The following is a 17,097-nucleotide window of genomic DNA, read 5'->3' as shown; positions in this document are numbered from 1 at the left end:
GAGCCGGAACCCGAACGGACCGATCTCCTGGGCAGCACCCCGTCCCCAGGAGACCGCCATGACCGCTGCGGAGCCGCCGCGCACCACCTCCGGTGCCCCCTGGTCCCGCCCCGACGCCCTCGTCGAACGCACCCGCTGGCTGTTCGGCCTGTGCGTCCTGGCGTCGCTGCTGCTGACGATCGGGGCGGCCGCACCGGCGCTCGCGCGGGGCGGCGCCCTCCCCCTGGCGGTCGCCTCGGCCGCCATCGCCGCCTCGGCCGTCGTGCGCTACCGGCTCGGCCGGGCGGTGGGGGCCTGCGACGTGGTGGACGTCGTCGCGCTCGCGGCGTTCACCGCCCCGTTGGGCGTCCCGGCCGCCGCCTTCGGCCTGGCCTTCCCCATGCTGTGGTCCCGCTCGGTCTACGGCGGCGGCCGCGGGGTGGCCCTGCACGCCACGGGCGTGGGCGCCGCGCTGCTCGCCGCCACCCTCGCCGGGCCGCACCTGTTCGGGACCGCCCCGGTGCACGCCGCCGCCGTCGCCGGCACCCTGCCGGTGATGGCGGTGACCGTCGCCGTCGCCCGCCACCTGGCGAGCCAGCTCTTCGGCCGCGAGCAGTCCCGGCGTCGGGACGGCGCGCTCGCCACGCTGGGCACGCAGCTGCTGGGGCTCACCGACCGGGACGCCGTCCTGCGCCGCGCGGGTGAGGCCTGGGCTGCCGTCTGCGCCGCCACCCCGGGCCTGCGCGTGGTCGTCCTCGCGGAGGCCGGCGAGCTGCTCGTCCCGCTCGGGCACGCCGGACCGTTCCGGTCGGACCCGCCGCCGCTGCCCCGCTCGTCCTTCCCCGGCGACCTCGCCGTGTCCCCGGAGTACCCGGTGTCCCCCACGGCGGAGCTGACGGGGGCGGCCGGCGTGCGGGCCGCCTGGTCCTGCCTGCCGATGCCCGGAGTGCCGGGCACCGTGGTGCTGATGGGCGCGGCGCCGGCCGTGCCCTCCGAGGGCGTGGTCGCCGCCCGGTCGCTGCTCAACCAGGTGAGCCTGGCGCTGCGCGGGGCGGAGGCCCACGAGGAGGTCCGCACCCGCGCCCTCACCGACGCGCTCACCGGACTCGCCAACCGGGCGGCCTTCACCTCCGCGCTCGACGCGCAGCGGCCGTCCGGGGGCTGGGCCCTGTTCGTCGACCTCGACGACTTCAAGCGGGTCAACGACCGGCTGGGGCACGCGGCCGGCGACGAGCTGCTCACGGAGGTGGCCGCGCGCCTGTCGGCGGCCGTCCGCGAGGGTGACCTGTGCGCCCGCCTCGGCGGGGACGAGTTCGCGGTCCTCATGCCCGACGGGGACGAGGCCGACGCCCGGGCCCTGGGCCAGCGGCTGGTCGAGGCGGTGTCCAGCCCGGTCCTGCTCGGCGAGGACACCGCGTGGGTCGGAGCCAGCGTCGGCGCCGCCCGCCTCGAGCCCGGGGGCTCACCCTCGGCCACCCTGCGCCGGGCGGACGCCGCGATGTACGCGGCCAAGGCGGCCGGCAAGAACCGGGTCGACGTCTCCTCCCCCGCGCACGACAAGATGACCGTCCCCGCCTGACGGGGGTCCGCCCGGCCCCGGCGGCTGTGTCAGGCTTCCGCTGATGCGGTCGTGACGGGGTGGGAGATGGCAGCGGTCGCCGTCGCCGGGCTCGCCGCGGGAGCGATCAACGCCGTCGTCGGCTCCGGGACGCTGGTCACCTTCCCGGTGCTGCTCGCCACCGGCCTGCCGCCGGTCACCGCCAGCGTGACCAACAGCCTGGGCCTGGTGCCCGGCAACGTCGGCGGCGCGGTCGGCTACCGGCGGGAGCTGTCCGGCCAGCGCGGGCTGCTGCTGCGGCTGCTGCCCGCGTCCGTGCTGGGCGCGCTCACCGGCGCCTTCCTGCTGCTGCACCTGCCGGCCGCGGCGTTCGAGGCGGTCGTGCCGGCGCTGGTCGGGCTCGCGGTGGTGCTGGTGGCCGTGCAGCCGCTGCTCACCCGGCGGCTGGCCGCCCGCCGCGCCGGCGCCCCCGGGCCGCCGCGCGGGTGGCGCCTGGCCGGGCTCGTGGGCGCCGCCTACGCCACCGGCAGCTACGGCGGGTACTTCGCGGCCAGCCAGGGCGTGCTGCAGGTCGGGCTGTTCGGGCTGCTGCTCGCCGAGCCCCTGCAGCGGCTCAACGCGCTCAAGAACGTGCTCACCTCCGCGGTCAACGGGGTGGCGGCGCTGGCCTACGTGCTCGTCGCCGCCGACCGGGTGGACTGGCCCGCGGCCGGCCTGGTCGCGGCCGGCTCGCTGGCCGGCGGCCTGCTCGGCGCCCGCTACGGACGACGGCTGCCGTCGGCGGTGCTGCGGACGGCGATCGTCGTGCTCGGCGTCGTCGCGGTCGTGGTGCTGGTGACCCGGTGAGCGTCCTCGAGTGGCTGCTGCTCGTGGCTGCCGGCGTCGGCGCCGGCCTCACCGGCAGCATCGCCGGGCTCGCCTCGCTGGTCAGCTACCCCGCGCTGCTGGCCACCGGCCTGCCGCCGGTCACCGCCAACGTCACCAACACCGTGGCCCTGGTGCTCACCAGCGTCGGCTCGGTGAGCGCCTCGCGGCCCGAGCTCGCCGGGCAGGGCCGGCGGCTGGTGCCGCTGGTCGTCGCCGGCGTCCTCGGCGGCACCGCGGGCGCGCTGCTCCTGCTCGTCACCCCGGCCGAGGCGTTCGAGCGGCTGGTGCCCGTGCTCATCGGCGCGGCGGCGCTGGCCATCCTGCTGCAGCGGCCGCCGGCCGAGCTGGCCGCCGAGGGGCGCCGGGCGCACGGGGCGCGGGACCCCTGGTGGCTGGTCGCGCTCACCGGGCTGATCGCCGTGTACGGCGGCTACTTCGGCGCGGCCGCGGGCGTGCTGCTGCTGGCCACCGTGCTGCTCGGCACCGGCGAGGCGCTGCCGCGCAGCAACGCGCTCAAGAACGTCGTCCTCGGGTCGGCCAACGCGGTGGCCGCCGTCGGCTTCATCGTGCTGGCCGACGTGGCCTGGAGCGCGGCCCTGCCCCTCGCGCTGGGCTGCCTGGTGGGCGGGCGACTCGGCCCGCGGGTGGTGCGCCGGGCCCCGCAGGCGCTGCTGCGGCGGCTCATCGCGGTCGCCGGGCTGGCGCTGGCCGTGGTGCTCGCCGTCGACGCGTACCGCTGAGCGACCCCGGTGTGGTGCCGCCCGCGGCCGTGCACGAAGGTGGTCGCGCGATCGGAACGTGAGGAGACCGGATCGGTGACGTCGGACGACGCGGCGGGGCGCTTCCTCGAGGCACTGCAGGACCCCCCGGGGGACGGCGAGGACGGCCCCGAGATGGCCCCCTCCCGGCTGGCCCGGGCCTTCGCGCAGGCGGTCGGCGTCGACGGCGCCGCGCTGAGCATCCACGAGGGCGCGGGCCTGCGGACGCCGATCGGCGCCAGCGACCGCACCACCTCGCGGGCCGAGCAGCTGCAGTTCACCACCGGCGACGGGCCGTGCCTGCGGGCGCACGACACCGGGCGGGCGATCGTGTTCGACATCGAGGACATCAACCGCAACTGGCCCGAACTGCACGACGCGCTGCTCGGCGAGACGCCCTTCCGGGCGGTGTTCTCGCTGCCGCTGGCGCCGCCGCTGGGCCCGACGATCGTGGTCGACCTCTACGCCCGCGAGCTGGACACGCTGACCGGCGTGCCGCGCGAGGAGGTGGAGGCCGCGGTGCTGGTGCTCACGGAGGAGATGGTGCGCTCCTCGGGCGGGGCGCGGGCCGACGAGGGCGCCCGCTGGTGGGACTCCCCCGACGCCCGCCGCCGCAACCGGGTCTGGCAGGCGACCGGCGTCGCCTCGGTGGCCCTCGACCTCGACGTCGTCGACACCCTGACCGTGCTGCGGGCGCACGCGTTCGCCACCGGCCGCGTCGTCGACGACCTCGCCGGGGACATCGTCGACGGGCGGATGGACCCGGGCGAGCTGCGCGACCCCGACCACCACCAGGACTCCGGGGCCTGAGCCGGCGCGACCGCGCGCCGGCTCAGCCAGCGGTCAGGTCGCGGCGGTCAGGTCGCGGCGGTCAGGTCGCGGCGGTCAGGTCGCGGCGGTCAGGTCGCGGCGGTCAGGTCGCGGCGGTCAGGTCGCGGCGGTCAGGTCGCGGCGGTCAGGTCGCGGCGTAGGCCGAGAGGAACAGCACGAAGGCCGACGTGCCCAGCAGCAGCCGGGCGGGCGTGAGCCCGTTGACCAGGCCCGCGGTGGCCTCCACCCACTGCGGGCGGACGCCGGCGTCGCTGGTGCCGCGGCGCACCACCCGCACCTCGTCGGCCAGCAGCACACCGGCGGCGCCGAGCAGGGTGAGCCCGACGACCAGCAGGGTGAGCGAGAGGCCCTCCGCGTAGCCGTCGGCCCGCCCGGCGAGCAGCAGGACGGCGACCACCCCGGCCACGAGGCCGAGCGCCCCGCCCGCCACCGGCGCCCACGGGCCCATGCGCACGCGCGGGACCGTGCGCCGGCGCGGGGTCACGGACGGGTCGGCCGGCGGCGCGGGCGGGCGCCCCGGCAGCGGCCCGGTGGCCTGGTGCCCGGGCGGCAGCTGCTCGGGCACGACCGCCGGGGCGGCGGACGCGGCGGATGCGCCGGGCGCCGGGCCCGCACCGGCGGCGGTGGCGCCGGGCGCGGTCAGCGGGGCGGTGACCGGCGCGCCGCCACCCGGCGGGGTGGCGGACGGGAGGGCCGGCTGCTGGCCGGGGGCCTGCGGGACGGGCTGCGGAGCGGCGGGATCGGTCATCGTCCGAGCACGCTAGGCGGGCCGTCCGACAGCACCGGGCAGGCTCCCGGGCGCGCCGGGACCGCCGCCGGGCGCCGGACCAGCGCCCGGCGCGCGGGCACCGCCCGTCGAGCGCCGGTGACCGGCGGTCACAGCAGCCGGCGGCTGCCCTCGGCGACCACCCGCAGCCAGCGGTACCCGTAGCCGTCGAGCGTCAGCTCCACCGCGCCGTCGGCCCCGATCGGCGTGGACTGGGTGACCAGCAGGTCCTCCAGCCGGTGCGAGGCATCGCAGCCGTCGAGGGTGAGCGGCACGGTGCGCGGCTCGGGACCGAGGTTGTGCACGGCCAGCAGCGTCCCGTCGTCCCACTCGCACACGTGCGCCAGCACCGACGCGTGCGGCTGCTCGAGCACCCGGAAGCTGCCCCAGCCGAGCTCCGGCGACTCCCGGTAGCGGCGGATGAGCAGCTTCATGAACGACAGCAGCGAGTCCTCGTCGCGGCGCTGGTCGCCGACGTTGACGAACTCCGGCGCGAAGCCGCCCTCGACCACCGGCCCGGGCAGCCGGTCGGCGTCGGCGGTGGAGAAGCCCCCGTTCGTGCCCGCCGTCCACTGCATCGGCGTGCGCACGGCGAGGCGACCCTCGGCGGAGAGGTCCTCCCCCATGCCGATCTCCTCGCCGTAGAAGAGCACCGGCGTGCCGGGCAGCGAGAACAGCAGGCTGTAGACCATGCGGACCCGCCGCGGGTCGCCGTCGAGCATCGGCGGGAGGCGGCGGCGCAGGCCGCGGCCGTAGACCTGCATCCGCTCCTCGGGCCCGAAGGCGGCGAAGACCTCCTTGCGCTCGTCCTCGGAGAGCTTGTCGAGGGTGAGCTCGTCGTGGTTGCGCACGAACGTGGCCCACTGGCTGTCGGGGTCGACGAACGGGCGCTCCACCAGCGCCTTCACGAGCGGGCCGGCGTCGGCCCGGGCCAGCGACAGGTACATCGCCTGCATGCCGACGAAGTCGAAGAGCATCGTCAGCTCGTCGCCGTCGTCACCGCCGAAGAAGTCCCGCTGCTGCTCGTGCGGCAGGTTCACCTCGCCGAGCAGCACGCCGCTGCCGGTGCGCCGGCCGAGGAAGGAGCGCAGCGACCGCAGGTACTCGTGCGGGTCGGGGAACCGGTCGGCGTCGGTGCCGCCCTCGGTCTCCAGGAAGAAGGGGACGGCGTCGACGCGGAAGCCCGACAGGCCCAGCTGCAGCCAGAAGCCCATGATCTTGGCGACCTCGTCGCGGACCCGCGGGTTGGTGACGTCGAGGTCGGGCTGCTCCTTATAGAAGCGGTGCAGGTACCACTCCCCCGTCGGCTCGTTGAACGTCCAGACGGAGTCCTCCTGGTCGGGGAAGACGACCTGGTCGGAGGTGTCCGGCGGCTCGTCGTCGCGCCAGACGTAGAAGTCGTGGAACGGGTCGTCCTTGCTGCGCCGGCCCTGCTGGAACCACGGGTGCTCGATCGAGGTGTGGTTGACGACGAGGTCGGCGATCACCCGGATGCCGCGGTCGTTGGCGGTGCGGATGACCTCGACCAGGTCGCCGTGGCTGCCCAGCCGGGGGTCGACGCCGTAGAAGTCGGTGATGTCGTAGCCGTCGTCGCGCTCGGCCGTCGGGTAGAAGGGCATGAGCCACAGGCAGGTGACGCCGAGGTCGGCGAGGTGGTCGATGCGCTGGGCGAGGCCCGCGAAGTCGCCGATGCCGTCGTCGTTCCAGTCCAGGTAGGTCTCGACGTCGAGGCAGTAGACGACGGCCGTCTTCCACCAGAGATCCGCGGTGTCGGTGATCTTCACGCGGCCGAGCCTGTCGACCCCGGGCGCGCGGGGCAACCGGACGACGCCGGTCCGCTCGGCCGGCGCCGATCCGCGTCGATCATCGGATGCGTGCACGCGACACGGGCGGACACGCCGGCGGACCGTGCACGCATCCGATGATCAACGGACAGCCGGGCGGCTACTTCAGGACGGCGGGCTGCGGCTCCTGCTGCGGCCGCAGCGGGCGCACCGACACCGCGGGCGCCGGGCGGGTGACGTCGAGCTGCGGCAGCACCTTCTCCCCGAACGCGTCGAGGAACGCCGTCTGCTCCTTGCCGACGTGGTGGATGTAGACCTGGTCGAAGCCGAGGTCGACGTACTCGTTGAGCCACGCGGCGTGCTGGCCGAGGTCGGAGGACACCCGGACCGCCGACGTCACGTCCTCCGGGCGGACGTACTCGCTGGCCTGGTCGAACGCCGTCGTCGTGTCGAGGTCCCAGCACAGCGGCGGCGGGAACACGTTGCTGCGCCACTGGTCGTGGGCGATCTCCAGCGCGCGGTCCTCGTCGGGGTCCCAGGAGACGTGCACCTGGATGGTCAGCGACCCCTGCCCGCCGGCGTCGCGGTAGGAGGCGATGACGTCGCGCAGGACGTCGTGCGGCTGGTTGATGGTGACCAGGCCGTCGGCCCAGTCGGCGTGCCGGCCGGCGGTGCGGGCGGTGACGGCGGGGGCGATGAGCGCCGGCTGCTGCTCGGGCAGCGTCCAGATCCGGGCGCGGTCGACGACGACGAGCCCGTCGTGGCTGACCTCCTCGCCGGCCAGCAGCGCGCGGATGACGTCGATGCACTCGCGCAGCCGGGCGTCGCGGAGCGACTTGTCCGGCCAGACGTGCCCGGTGACGTGCTCGTTCATGGCCTCGCCGGAGCCCAGTGCCACCCAGAACCGGCCGGGGAACATGGCGCCGAGGGTGGCGATCGCCTGGGCGACGATCACCGGGTGGTAGCGCTGGCCGGGCGCGTTCACCGCGCCGAAGGGCAGCCCGGTGGTGGCCAGGGCCGCGCCCAGCCACGACCACGCGAACCCCGACTCCCCCTGACGCGGGTTCCACGGGGTCAGGTGGTCGGAGCACATGGCGGCGGTGAAGCCGACCTGCTCGGCGTGCTGCGAGGCGGCGAGCAGGTCCGCGGGGTGGACCTGCTCGTGGGAGTTGTGGAAGCCGATCACGGTCACCGCTCGTGCCTACCGGAGTCGGCGGCCCCCGGCCACGGGACCGGTCCGTGCCGCAACCCGGTCAGCCGAGCAGGTCCGCGACGCGCGCCGGGGCGGTGGCGACGTCGAGGTGGGCGCCGCGGCCGTCGCCGGCGACCGGCCAGCCGCGGTCCCGGGCCGCCGTCGCGTCGCCGTCGTAGGACGCCGACAGGTGCACGTACCGGGCCGCGGCGGTCACCGGCGGGACCTCGACCGGCGTCGACCACAGGTCGGCCGGCAGCCGGTGTCCCTCGGCGAGGACGGCGGCCCGCACGCCGGCGTCGGGCAGCAGCTCGCCCATCGCATCGGGCCCCCACCAGGTCGTCCAGTCGGCCACCCGGCCGTCGTCGCCGGTGAGCGGGCCGACCAGCGCGCGGACGTCGGCCGGCCACCCCGCCGTCCCGGACGCGGGCGGGAGGACGGCGTCCAGCCACACCGCGCGGCCCGCCCCGGCCGCGGCGGCCACCGCGGGCAGCACGATGCCCGCCCCGGAGAAGGCGACGGCGACGTCGGCGCGCGGGACGGCGGCGGCCCAGCGCCGGTCCCAGCCCGCGGCCGAAGGCGCGGACGACGCCGGGTCCTGCACCAGCCCCCACAGGTCGGGCACGGCGACGGCCGCCCCGCGGGCGCGCAGCTCGTCGGCCAGCGGGCCGAGGACGGCGGGCCCGAGCAGGGGCGGGTGCACCAGCAGCCAGGTCGGCACGGCGCGAGTCTGCCCCCGCTCAGGGGAGAGAGCGGCACCACGCCGCGTCTGCGCTGCGATCAGCCGCGCGCGCCGTGAGGATCGGGGGGTGACACGCACCCCCAGCACCGACCGGTGGGGCATCGACGCCACCTGGCTCGACGCCCTCGACGAGGAACACGAGGTCGCCCAGGCCACCATCGACCGCCTGCGGGAGGTGATCGGCGAGCCGCCGGAGGACCTCGAGGAGCGCGCGCCCATCGTGGCCCGGCCCGGGGACGTCCTGGAGGTCGACGAGGCCGAGGTGACCCTGGAGGACGGCTCCTCCCGGCACGTGGACGGCGAACTGCCCGCCGACTTCCCGCTCGGCTACCACTGGCTGCAGGCGCCCGGCGGGCCGCGGCGGCGGCTGATCGTCTCCCCGGGCCGCTGCTGGCTGCCCGAGGACCGCGCCTGGGGGTGGGCGGTGCAGCTCTACGCCACCCGCAGCCGCGCGAGCTGGGGCATCGGCGACCTCGCCGACCTCCGCGCGGTCCGCGAGATGGCCGCGGACCAGGGCGCGGGCTTCGTGCTCATCAACCCGCTGCACGCCGTCGCCCCCACCCCGGAGCAGGAGGCCAGCCCCTACCTGCCGGCCACCCGCCGCTTCCGCAACCCGCTGTACCTGCGGGTCGCCGAGGTGCCCGGCGCCGACCGGGTCGACCTCGACGACGACGCCGGCCGCGCGCTCAACGACGGCGAGCTCGTCGACCGCGACGCGATCTGGGCACGCAAGCGCGAGGTGCTGCGCCGGGTGTTCGACGCCACCGGCCGCGACGAGCCCGCCTTCCCCGACTGGTGGTGGCACCAGGGCCAGAAGCTGCAGGACTGGGCCACCTGGTGCGCCCTCGCCGACGCCCACGGCCCCGACTGGCACGACTGGCCCGAGGAGTTGCAGGACCCGCGCAGCGACGCCGTCGGCCGGTTCGTCGCCGACCACGAGCGCGACGTCGCCTTCCACGCCTGGCTCCAGTGGTGCCTGTCGCGCCAGCTCGAGCAGGCCACCGAGGGCATGACCGTCATCCAGGACCTGCCGATCGGCGTGGCCGGCGGCGGCGCGGACGCGTGGACCTGGCAGGGCGTGCTCGCGCAGGGCGCCACGGTCGGCGCGCCCCCGGACGAGTTCAACTCGCAGGGCCAGGACTGGGGCTCCCCGCCGCTGGTGCCGTGGCGGCTGCGGGCGTGGGACTACGAGCCGTTCGTCGAGTCGATCCGCGCCACGATGGCCGGCGCCGGCGGCCTGCGCATCGACCACGTCATGGGCCTGTTCCGGCTCTGGTGGGTGCCCACCGGCGGCTCCGCGGCCGACGGTGCCTACGTCCGCTACCCCGCCGAGGACCTGCTCGACATCGTCGCGCTGGAGAGCCACCGGGCGCAGGCGGTCGTCGTCGGCGAGGACCTCGGCACGGTCGAGGACGGCGTCCGGGAGGCCCTGGCCGAGCACGGGATCCTCAGCTACCGGCTGCTGTGGTTCGAGGACGACGACCCGGCCGAGTGGCCCGAGGAGGCCATGGCCGCCATCTCCACGCACGACCTCCCGACGGTCGCCGGGCTGTGGAGCGGGGCCGACGTCGAGGAGCAGCGCCGGTACGGCACGGGCACCGACGAGGAGCTCGAGCGCGGCCGGGCGTCGCTGCTCGAGCGCCTGCCCGGGCTGCGGAGGAACGCGAGGCCGGAGACGGCGGTCAAGCGGGCGCACGAGCTGCTCGGCCGGGCGCCGTCGCTGCTGCTGTCGGCCACGCTCGACGACGCCCTCGCCGAGCGCCGCCGCCCGAACATGCCCGGCACCACCGACCGGCCCAACTGGTCGCTGCCGCTGCCGGTGACCGTGGAGGACCTCCCGGGGCACGCGCTGCTCAAGGAGGTGGCGCGCACCCTGGCCGACGGCGTCCGCGCGACCACCGACCCGGAGGAGGACGCCATCGGCGAGCAGCCCGGTGGGGAGGCCTCCCGGGACTGAGCGGCCCCGCAGACGCCTCCGGCGCGGCACCCGCTCGGGTGCCGCGCCGGACGCGTTCTCAGGTGCGGACTACGACTCGCGGCCGTCCTGCTCGCCGCTGCCGGCGCCGCGGCCCTGGGTCAGGACGTCGCTCGCGCCGGGGCCGCCGACGAGCGTGTCGTCGCCGTTCCCGCCCTCGAGGGTGTCGACGCCGAACCCGCCGAGCAGCACGTCGTTGCCGTTCTCCCCGGCCAGCCGGTCGGTGCCGGCGCCGCCGCAGATGACGTCGTCGCCGTTGCCGCCGGTGATCACGTCGTCGCCGCCGAGGCCCATGATCACGTCGACGCCGTTGGTGCCGCGCAGCGTGTCGTTCCCGGCCGTGCCGCGGATCGTCGGGACGAGTCCGTTGCAGCGCTCGGCCAGGTCGATGCCGAACACGATCGGGTCGTGGTCGCTGGAGCGGTAGGGGTCAGCCGCGTACAGGGCCCGGTCGCCCGTGTACTGGTAGGCGAACGACTCGACCGAGTTGATGTTCCAGTGCGCCAGGTCGGTGACCTTCGCGGTGAGCTCCGCCGTCGCCATCGCGTGGTCCAGCGAGCCGGACATGTCGTCGAAGACGTAGCTGTAGCGGCCCTCGTCGAAGCGCTCGCCGAGGTCGGTGAAGCCCGCCTGGCGCAGCCGCTCGATCGGGTCCTCCTGGGTGTAGGCGTTGAGGTCACCCATGAGGACGACGTCGCGGTCGCCCGTGCGGTCGGCGATGGCCTGCGCGAACGCCGCCACGGACGCCGCCTGGCGGACGCGGTCGCCGTTCCACTGGCCCTGGCCGTCACCGGCGTCCACGTTGTCGCCGGTCGCGTCGCCGGCGCTCTTGGACTTGAAGTGGTTGGCGATGACGGTGAACGCGTCGCCGTCCTTGACGAAGGTCTGCGCCTGCGGCTCGCGGGCGTTGGACCAGACCGACTCGTCGACGAGCCCGGCGGGGGCGCCGACCGGCTGGACGACGTCGTTGCGGTAGATGATCCCGTTGCGGATCACGTCCCGGTCGACGCCGTAGAGCTCCCGCGGCATCGGCACGTAGCTCCAGACCTCGGCGCCCGCGGCCGTGTTCAGCCGGCGCACCAGGTCGGCGAGCGCGGTGTCGGCGTTGCCGGGGGTCAGGCCGGTGGAGTCGGTGTCCTCGATCTCCAGCAGGCTGACGACGTCGGCGTCGAGCGCCGCGATGGCCGGGACGATCTTGCCGGCCTGCCGCTCGAACTCCTCGGCGTTGCGAGCGCCGCGGCCGACGCTCTGGTCGAAGGTCAGGAAGTAGTTCAGCACGTTGAACGCGCCGATCTGCACGTCGCCGCCGACCGCGTCGGGCGCCGCCGGGCGGGTGTTCTGCGGGGCGAAGACGCCGTCCGCGGTGCCGTCGGCCGGCTGCAGCCGCCACTGGTTGAAGCCGTAGCCGAGGACCACCGGCTCGGTGAAGGTGAGCTCGTCGCCCACCCGGACCGGGGTGGACGGCGACAGGTACGGCCGTGTCGTGGTGGTGACCCGGGCGCTGAGCCCGTCGTCGAGGACGATGCGCCGCAGGGTGTTGGCGGTCATGACCGCCGCGGCCTCCTGGGTGCCCGGGCGGGCGACCTCGGTGGGCTGCACGAGGACGCCGCCCTCGGAGAGGGTGAGCTCGCCGAAGCTGGTGAGGTCGAAGACCTCGCTCACGGTGAGCGTGTCCACGGGCGCGACGAGCATGCCCTCGAGGCGCTCGCGGGCGGCGTGGTCGGCCGGCAGGTCGAGCGGGGCCGCGTCGGGGAGGTCCTCGGCGGAGCCCTCGGCGCAGACCGCCACGTCCTGGCGGCTGGTGAGCTGCGTCTGGCCGCCGAACTCGGTCACCTCGCCGGTGACGGCGACCGTGTCGCCCAGGTCCACCGCGACGGGGCTGAACACGAAGACGCCGTCGGAGGTGGCCGCGTCGCCGTCGCCGTCGACGTCCTGCAGGTAGAAGCCGCTGAAGCCCGCGACGTCGCCGACGACGGTGCCCCGGACGGTGACCTGCCGCCCGACGAGCGGGCTGGTGGCGCCGGTGCCCTGGACGGCGCCGATCTCGTGCGTCGGTGCCACGTCGCAGACGGGCGTGGCCGGCTGCGGCGGCGTGGTGGTGCCCCCGGCGTTCAACGCCCCGGGGGTCGCCGTGGCGGGACCGGCCCAGACGAGCTTGTCGGTCGCCGCGTCGTAGGTGCGCGAGAGCGACTGCCCGACCGGCTCCGTGCCGGCCTCGCTCACGCCGATGTCGGTGCTCGTCCTGCCCGAGGCGGTGGAGCTGGTCGCGGCGAACACGCCCTCGTACGACAGGAACTCGACGACCTGACCGTCCCGGACGAGCGCCACGCCGTCCGGGGATCCGTTCTGCAGCGTGCCCGTGTAGTTCACGACCCCGACACCGACGCCGTTCGGGGCGACGGGGTCGCTGTCGTAGCGCTGCCCGTTCGAGCCGTTGTACAGCTCGACGGTCCAGCCCGTCGTGGGCGATCCGGCGGGGAAGGTGACCTCCACGAACTCGCCGGCGTCGGCGCCGTCGTTGTCGTAGTGGATCTCGGAGATGAACGGCTGGGACGGCGGGGCGGCCGAGGCGACCGTGGGGAGACCCACGACGGCGATGGACGCGGCGGCGGTGCCGAGTGCCATCCGGCGCGCGAGCACGCGCCGGTCGGGCGGGAGGAGGTGCACGGAGGTCCTCTCGGATGGTGACGGAACGGTCCCACCGTAGACACCCATCGTGACGGCTACGCTGACGGCCGGTGACACCCCGGCGACGATGAGCGAGCGGTTCGTCGGCGCCCGCTCACCTGCCGGTCACGGTCCCGTCACCTCCGTGAGGGACCGTTCCCCAGCCCGCACCCCCGACCTCCGGAGCGTCATGTCCCACCGCACCATCCGCCGCGGCGTCGTCCTGACCGCCGCTGCGGCGACCCTGGCGAGCGGCGTCCTCACCGGCACGGCCGCAGCCGCTCCCGGCGGGGGCCAGTCCACCCCCCGGCCGGACTTCACCCTGACGATCCTGCACGCGAACGACCTCGAGTCCGCGCTGCTGCCGACCACCACGAGCACCGGCTACACCTACGGCGGCGTCGACCGGTTCGTCGAGCTCGTGCAGCGAGAGCAGCACGCCGCCACCACCGGCCGCCCCGGTGCCGGCCAGGCCGGCAAGCGCGGCGTGCTGACCATCTCGGCGGGCGACAACTTCCTGCCCGGCCCGAACCTCGCGGCCAGCCAGCAGGAGGGCGCGCCGAACTACGACGCCCTCGCGTTCGACGAGGCCGGGTTCGACGTCTCGATCCTCGGCAACCACGACTTCGACCTCGGCCCCGAGTTCCTCGCCGACTGGCTCGGCGACGTCGACGACACGACGTTCGTGTCCAACAACCTCGGCTTCGGCGCGGAGCCCACGCTGGCCGCCCGCGTCGCCGACGGCACGATCGTCACGAGCTCCGTGCAGGACGTACGGGGTGAGCGGATCGGCATCATCGGCCTGACCACGCCCGACCTGCCCCAGCTGACCAGCTCGCGCGGCGTGACCGTCGACCCGGCGCTCGCCTCGATCGCCAACGCCCAGGCCGCCGCCTACACCCGGGCCGGCGTGGACAAGGTCGTGCTGGTCTCGCACCTGCAGGACATCGACAACGAGGTCGCGCTCGCCGGCCAGCTGCGCGGGGTCGACGTGATCGTCGGCGGCGGCGGCCACGAGCTGCTCGCCAGCCCCGGCGACCCACTGGTCGCCAACGGGGTCACCCCCGCCGGCGCCTACCCGCTGACGCCGACCGACGCCGACGGCCGGGTCGTCCCGGTCGTGACCACGAACGCGCTGTACACCTACGTCGGCCGCCTCGTCGTGAACTTCGACGCGGCCGGCCGGGTACTGAACGTGGACGACGCCGCCTCGCGCCCCCTGCCCGTCGTGGCCGCCGGGCCCGACGCCGTGCAGCCGGACGCGGTCGTCGCGCGTGACGTCGTCGCGCCGGTGCAGCGCTACGTCACGGGCCTGGCCCAGCAGGTCGTCGCCACCTCGGAGGTGCCGCTCAACGGCCTCCGCAACGACGTGCGGAGCCGGGAGACCAACCTGGGCGACCTGGTCGCCGACGCCCTCCTCACCGCCGGCCAGGACGAGGCGGCCGCAGCGGGCATCGCCCCGCCGGTCGTGGCCCTGCAGAACGGCGGCGGCATCCGCAACGCCTCGACGATCCCGGCCGGGCCGATCACCGAGCTCGACACCTACACGGTGCTGCCGTTCAGCAACTTCGTCGCCGTGGCCCCGGCCATGCCGGTCGACACGTTCATCGCCGGCGTGGAGCACGGCCTGTCGGGTGCGGTGACCGGCGGTGTGCTGCAGCCGGACGGGCGCTTCGCCCAGGCGGCGGGCTACCGGGTCAGCTACGACCCGACGCGGGCCGTCGGTGACCGCGTCGTCGACCTCGTCCTCGACGACGGCACCGTGCTGGTCCAGGGCGGCACCCCGACCGGCGCGCTCAGCACCATCTCGGTCGCCACGAACGACTTCACGCTCCGCGGTGGTGACGGTTACCCCTTCGCGGGTGTCGCCTTCACCGTCCTGCCGGTCACCTACCAGCAGGCCTTCCTGCAGCACCTGCGGGTCGAGCTCGGCGGCCGCGTCACCGCTGACGACTACCCGGTGGGTGGCGAGGGGCGGATCACCGCGATCCGCTGACCACTCGGCGCCCGACCGCACGGCACACCCGGACGCCCCCCGCGAGCACCGCTCGCGGGGGGCGTCCGTCGTCTCCGCCGGTCGAACGCGTGTTCGACGGGCGTGCCAGACTGCGCGGGTGGCAGGCGGGATGAACCGGGGGTCCTCACGTCCGTCGCTCGGCGAGCGGGCCGCCGACTCCGGCGTCTCCGCCGCACCCACCGCTCCCCCAGCCCGGGCGGTCCCGCCGCGCGCCCGCGAGGACGGCACGGGCCGGCACTGCTGGGTGCACACGCCGCCCGGCACGTCGGGCACGGTGCCCGGGCTGCTCGTGGAGTGGCGGCAGCAGCCGGAGGGCTGGCAGGGGCGGGTGGCCTACGCCGTCCCCGGCCCGCACGGGCCGGTGCTCGTCGAGGCCTGGTTGCCGGCCGCGTCACTCGAACAGCGCTGAGCGGTTACCGGGGCGGCGTCACGGCTATGGCCGTCGGGACCGATCGACGACGACGCAGCGGAGGTACCGCGATGACCGAGCCCGACCGCCCCACCCTCGACGACGTGATGGACACCGAGGAGTCGGCGCCGCGCGACCGCCAGGAGCACGCCGGGGCCGACCCGCGCCCCAACGACGACGCGCTGCAGCACCGCACCGAGCAGGAGCGGCAGGCCGTCGGCTCCGACGACGCCGACCCCGCCGGCGCGGAGTTCCACTCCGCGACCGACTGAGGCGACCGACCGGGGTCCCGCGGGTGGGCGCCGCACCGGCGCCCACCCGGCTCCTCAGCGGCCCTGCAGGCTGCGGCTGCGGCCGAGCAGCAGGGCCAGCAGCAGCGCCCCGCCGAAGCCGGTGCCGGCGACGGCGGCCGCGGCGGGCCACCCGCCGTCGGCCCAGGCCCGCCCGGCCAGCGTGCCGCCCACGGACGAGCCGACGTAGTACCAGAACGAGTACAGCGAGGCCGCCTGCCCGACGGGGCGCCCGCCCAGCGCGGCCCGCGCCGCCACCCAGCCGCTGGCCACCCCGTGCGCGGCGAAGAAGCCCACGTTGAGCACCGCGAGCCCGGCGACGACGAGCGCCAGCGGCCGCGCCAGCGTCAGCGCGAGGCCCGCCCCGGCGACCAGCAGCGCCACGGGCACGACCAGGCGCCGCCCGGCCCGCTCGGCCAGTCCCCCGGCCAGCGGCGAGCTCACCGAGCCCAGCAGGTACGTGAGGAAGACCAGCCCGGCCAGCGCCGGGGACAGCGCGTACGGCTCGCTCTCCAGCCGGAACGTCACGGCGTTGTACACGGCGACGTTCCCGCCCATCAGCAGCGCCGCCAGCGCGTACAGGCCGAGGAGCACCGGGTCGCCGAAGCCGCGGGCGAGCTGGCGGAGCACCGGCGTCTCCCGCAGCACCCGCGTGAACCGGCGCTGCGCCGGCAGCAGCACCCGGACGGCGACGGTGCAGCCCACCGCCAGCGCGGCGATCCCGCCGAGCGCGGTCCGCCAGCCGCCGAGGTCGGCCAGCGCACCGGACAGCACCCGGCCGCTCAGGCCCCCGATCGCCGTCCCGCCGACGAACAGCCCGATCGCCCGCGAGCTCACCGAGGGGTGCAGCTCCTCGCGCAGGTAGGCCACGCCCACGGCGGGCAGCCCGGCGAGGGCGAACCCCTGCAGGCCCCGCAGGACGAGCAGCACCGGCCAGGTGGGGGCCAGCGCGGCGAGGACGGCGAGGACGGTGGCCGCGGCGAGCGAGGCGTGCAGCACCGGCGTGCGCCCGACGCGGTCGGACAGCGGCCCGAGCACCAGCAGGCCCAGCGCCAGCCCGACGGTGGCCGCCGAGACCGTCAGCGTGGCCGCCGTCGGGGACACCCCGAACGCCCGGGTGAGCTCCGGCAGCAGGGCCTGGGGGGCGTAGAGGACGGCGAACACGGCGAGCCCGGCGAGGAACACCGCCGCCGAGGTGCGCCGCGGTGCCGGGTCCCCGGGGCGGGGACCCGGCGGCGGCACGCGCCCATCGTGCCCTCCTG

14 protein-coding genes are annotated in these 17,097 nt (G+C 75.9%); 8 read left to right on the top strand and 6 right to left on the bottom strand.

Annotation, left to right across the window (positions count from 1 at the left end):
* The first annotated feature begins 58 nt into the window (after window positions 1–58).
* The 4 genes from ACI78R_RS15040 (at window position 59) to ACI78R_RS15025 (ending at window position 3,972) form a co-directional block, all read left to right on the top strand.
* Window positions 59–1,558 (top strand): diguanylate cyclase domain-containing protein, encoded by a 1,500-nt coding sequence (locus ACI78R_RS15040; RefSeq protein WP_457041296.1) that lies wholly within the window; start codon window positions 59–61, stop codon window positions 1,556–1,558.
* 66 nt (window positions 1,559–1,624) lie between these two features.
* A complete protein-coding gene (locus ACI78R_RS15035) occupies window positions 1,625–2,383 on the top strand; it encodes a sulfite exporter TauE/SafE family protein (RefSeq protein WP_457041295.1) in 759 nt (252 codons plus the stop codon).
* Window positions 2,380–3,144, top strand: a complete 765-nt coding sequence (locus ACI78R_RS15030) for a sulfite exporter TauE/SafE family protein (protein ID WP_457041294.1) — start codon at window positions 2,380–2,382, stop codon at window positions 3,142–3,144. The genes ACI78R_RS15035 and ACI78R_RS15030 overlap by 4 nt, the downstream gene beginning before the upstream one ends.
* 75 nt (window positions 3,145–3,219) lie before the next feature.
* Window positions 3,220–3,972, top strand: a complete 753-nt coding sequence (locus ACI78R_RS15025; RefSeq protein ID WP_457041293.1) for a hypothetical protein — start codon at window positions 3,220–3,222, stop codon at window positions 3,970–3,972.
* Between the two features lie 145 nt (window positions 3,973–4,117).
* On the opposite strand, the gene ACI78R_RS15020 is transcribed toward ACI78R_RS15025, so the two are convergent.
* From ACI78R_RS15020 to ACI78R_RS15005, 4 genes are all read right to left on the bottom strand, one after another.
* A complete protein-coding gene (locus ACI78R_RS15020; protein ID WP_457041292.1) occupies window positions 4,118–4,741 on the bottom strand; it encodes a hypothetical protein in 624 nt (207 codons plus the stop codon).
* A 128-nt stretch (window positions 4,742–4,869) separates the two neighbouring features.
* Window positions 4,870–6,543, bottom strand: coding sequence for an alpha-amylase family protein (locus ACI78R_RS15015; protein ID WP_457041291.1), 1,674 nt, complete (start codon window positions 6,541–6,543; stop codon window positions 4,870–4,872).
* A gap of 160 nt (window positions 6,544–6,703) precedes the next feature.
* Window positions 6,704–7,735 (bottom strand): TIGR03885 family FMN-dependent LLM class oxidoreductase, encoded by a 1,032-nt coding sequence (locus ACI78R_RS15010; RefSeq protein ID WP_457041290.1) that lies wholly within the window; start codon window positions 7,733–7,735, stop codon window positions 6,704–6,706.
* Between the two features lie 61 nt (window positions 7,736–7,796).
* On the bottom strand, window positions 7,797–8,456 hold the full coding sequence (locus tag ACI78R_RS15005; protein WP_457041289.1) for a hypothetical protein: 660 nt from the start codon (window positions 8,454–8,456) through the stop codon (window positions 7,797–7,799).
* Window positions 8,457–8,544: 88 nt separating this feature from the next.
* On the opposite strand from ACI78R_RS15005, the gene malQ reads away from it, so the two are divergent.
* On the top strand, window positions 8,545–10,434 hold the full coding sequence (gene malQ / locus ACI78R_RS15000; RefSeq protein WP_457041288.1) for a 4-alpha-glucanotransferase: 1,890 nt from the start codon (window positions 8,545–8,547) through the stop codon (window positions 10,432–10,434).
* Window positions 10,435–10,503: 69 nt separating this feature from the next.
* Here the strand turns inward: malQ and ACI78R_RS14995 are convergent, their stop codons facing one another.
* Complete coding sequence (locus ACI78R_RS14995; protein WP_457041287.1) at window positions 10,504–13,119, bottom strand: ExeM/NucH family extracellular endonuclease; 2,616 nt, start codon at window positions 13,117–13,119, stop codon at window positions 10,504–10,506.
* A 190-nt stretch (window positions 13,120–13,309) separates the two neighbouring features.
* Between ACI78R_RS14995 and ACI78R_RS14990 the strand changes: the two genes are divergently transcribed.
* The 3 genes from ACI78R_RS14990 to ACI78R_RS14980 all read left to right on the top strand — a co-directional run bounded on the left by ACI78R_RS14990 (window position 13,310) and on the right by ACI78R_RS14980 (window position 15,817).
* Window positions 13,310–15,115, top strand: a complete 1,806-nt coding sequence (locus tag ACI78R_RS14990) for a bifunctional metallophosphatase/5'-nucleotidase (protein WP_457041286.1) — start codon at window positions 13,310–13,312, stop codon at window positions 15,113–15,115.
* Window positions 15,116–15,233: 118 nt separating this feature from the next.
* The gene (locus ACI78R_RS14985; RefSeq protein WP_457041285.1) at window positions 15,234–15,545 is read left to right on the top strand and encodes a hypothetical protein; all 312 of its coding nucleotides are present in this window, start codon (window positions 15,234–15,236) and stop codon (window positions 15,543–15,545) included.
* Window positions 15,546–15,616: 71 nt separating this feature from the next.
* Window positions 15,617–15,817, top strand: coding sequence for a hypothetical protein (locus ACI78R_RS14980; RefSeq protein ID WP_073422512.1), 201 nt, complete (start codon window positions 15,617–15,619; stop codon window positions 15,815–15,817).
* Between the two features lie 54 nt (window positions 15,818–15,871).
* Here ACI78R_RS14980 and ACI78R_RS14975 read toward each other — a convergent pair whose 3' ends face one another.
* Window positions 15,872–17,077: an MFS transporter gene (locus ACI78R_RS14975; RefSeq protein ID WP_457041284.1), complete on the bottom strand. Its 1,206-nt coding sequence runs from the start codon at window positions 17,075–17,077 to the stop codon at window positions 15,872–15,874.
* Between the last annotated feature and the right edge of the window lie 20 nt (window positions 17,078–17,097).

The sequence above is a fragment of the Geodermatophilus sp. SYSU D01106 genome (assembly GCF_054049995.1).
The sequence above is the reverse complement of the archived record's forward strand: the minus strand, read 5'-3'. Positions and strand labels throughout refer to the sequence as shown.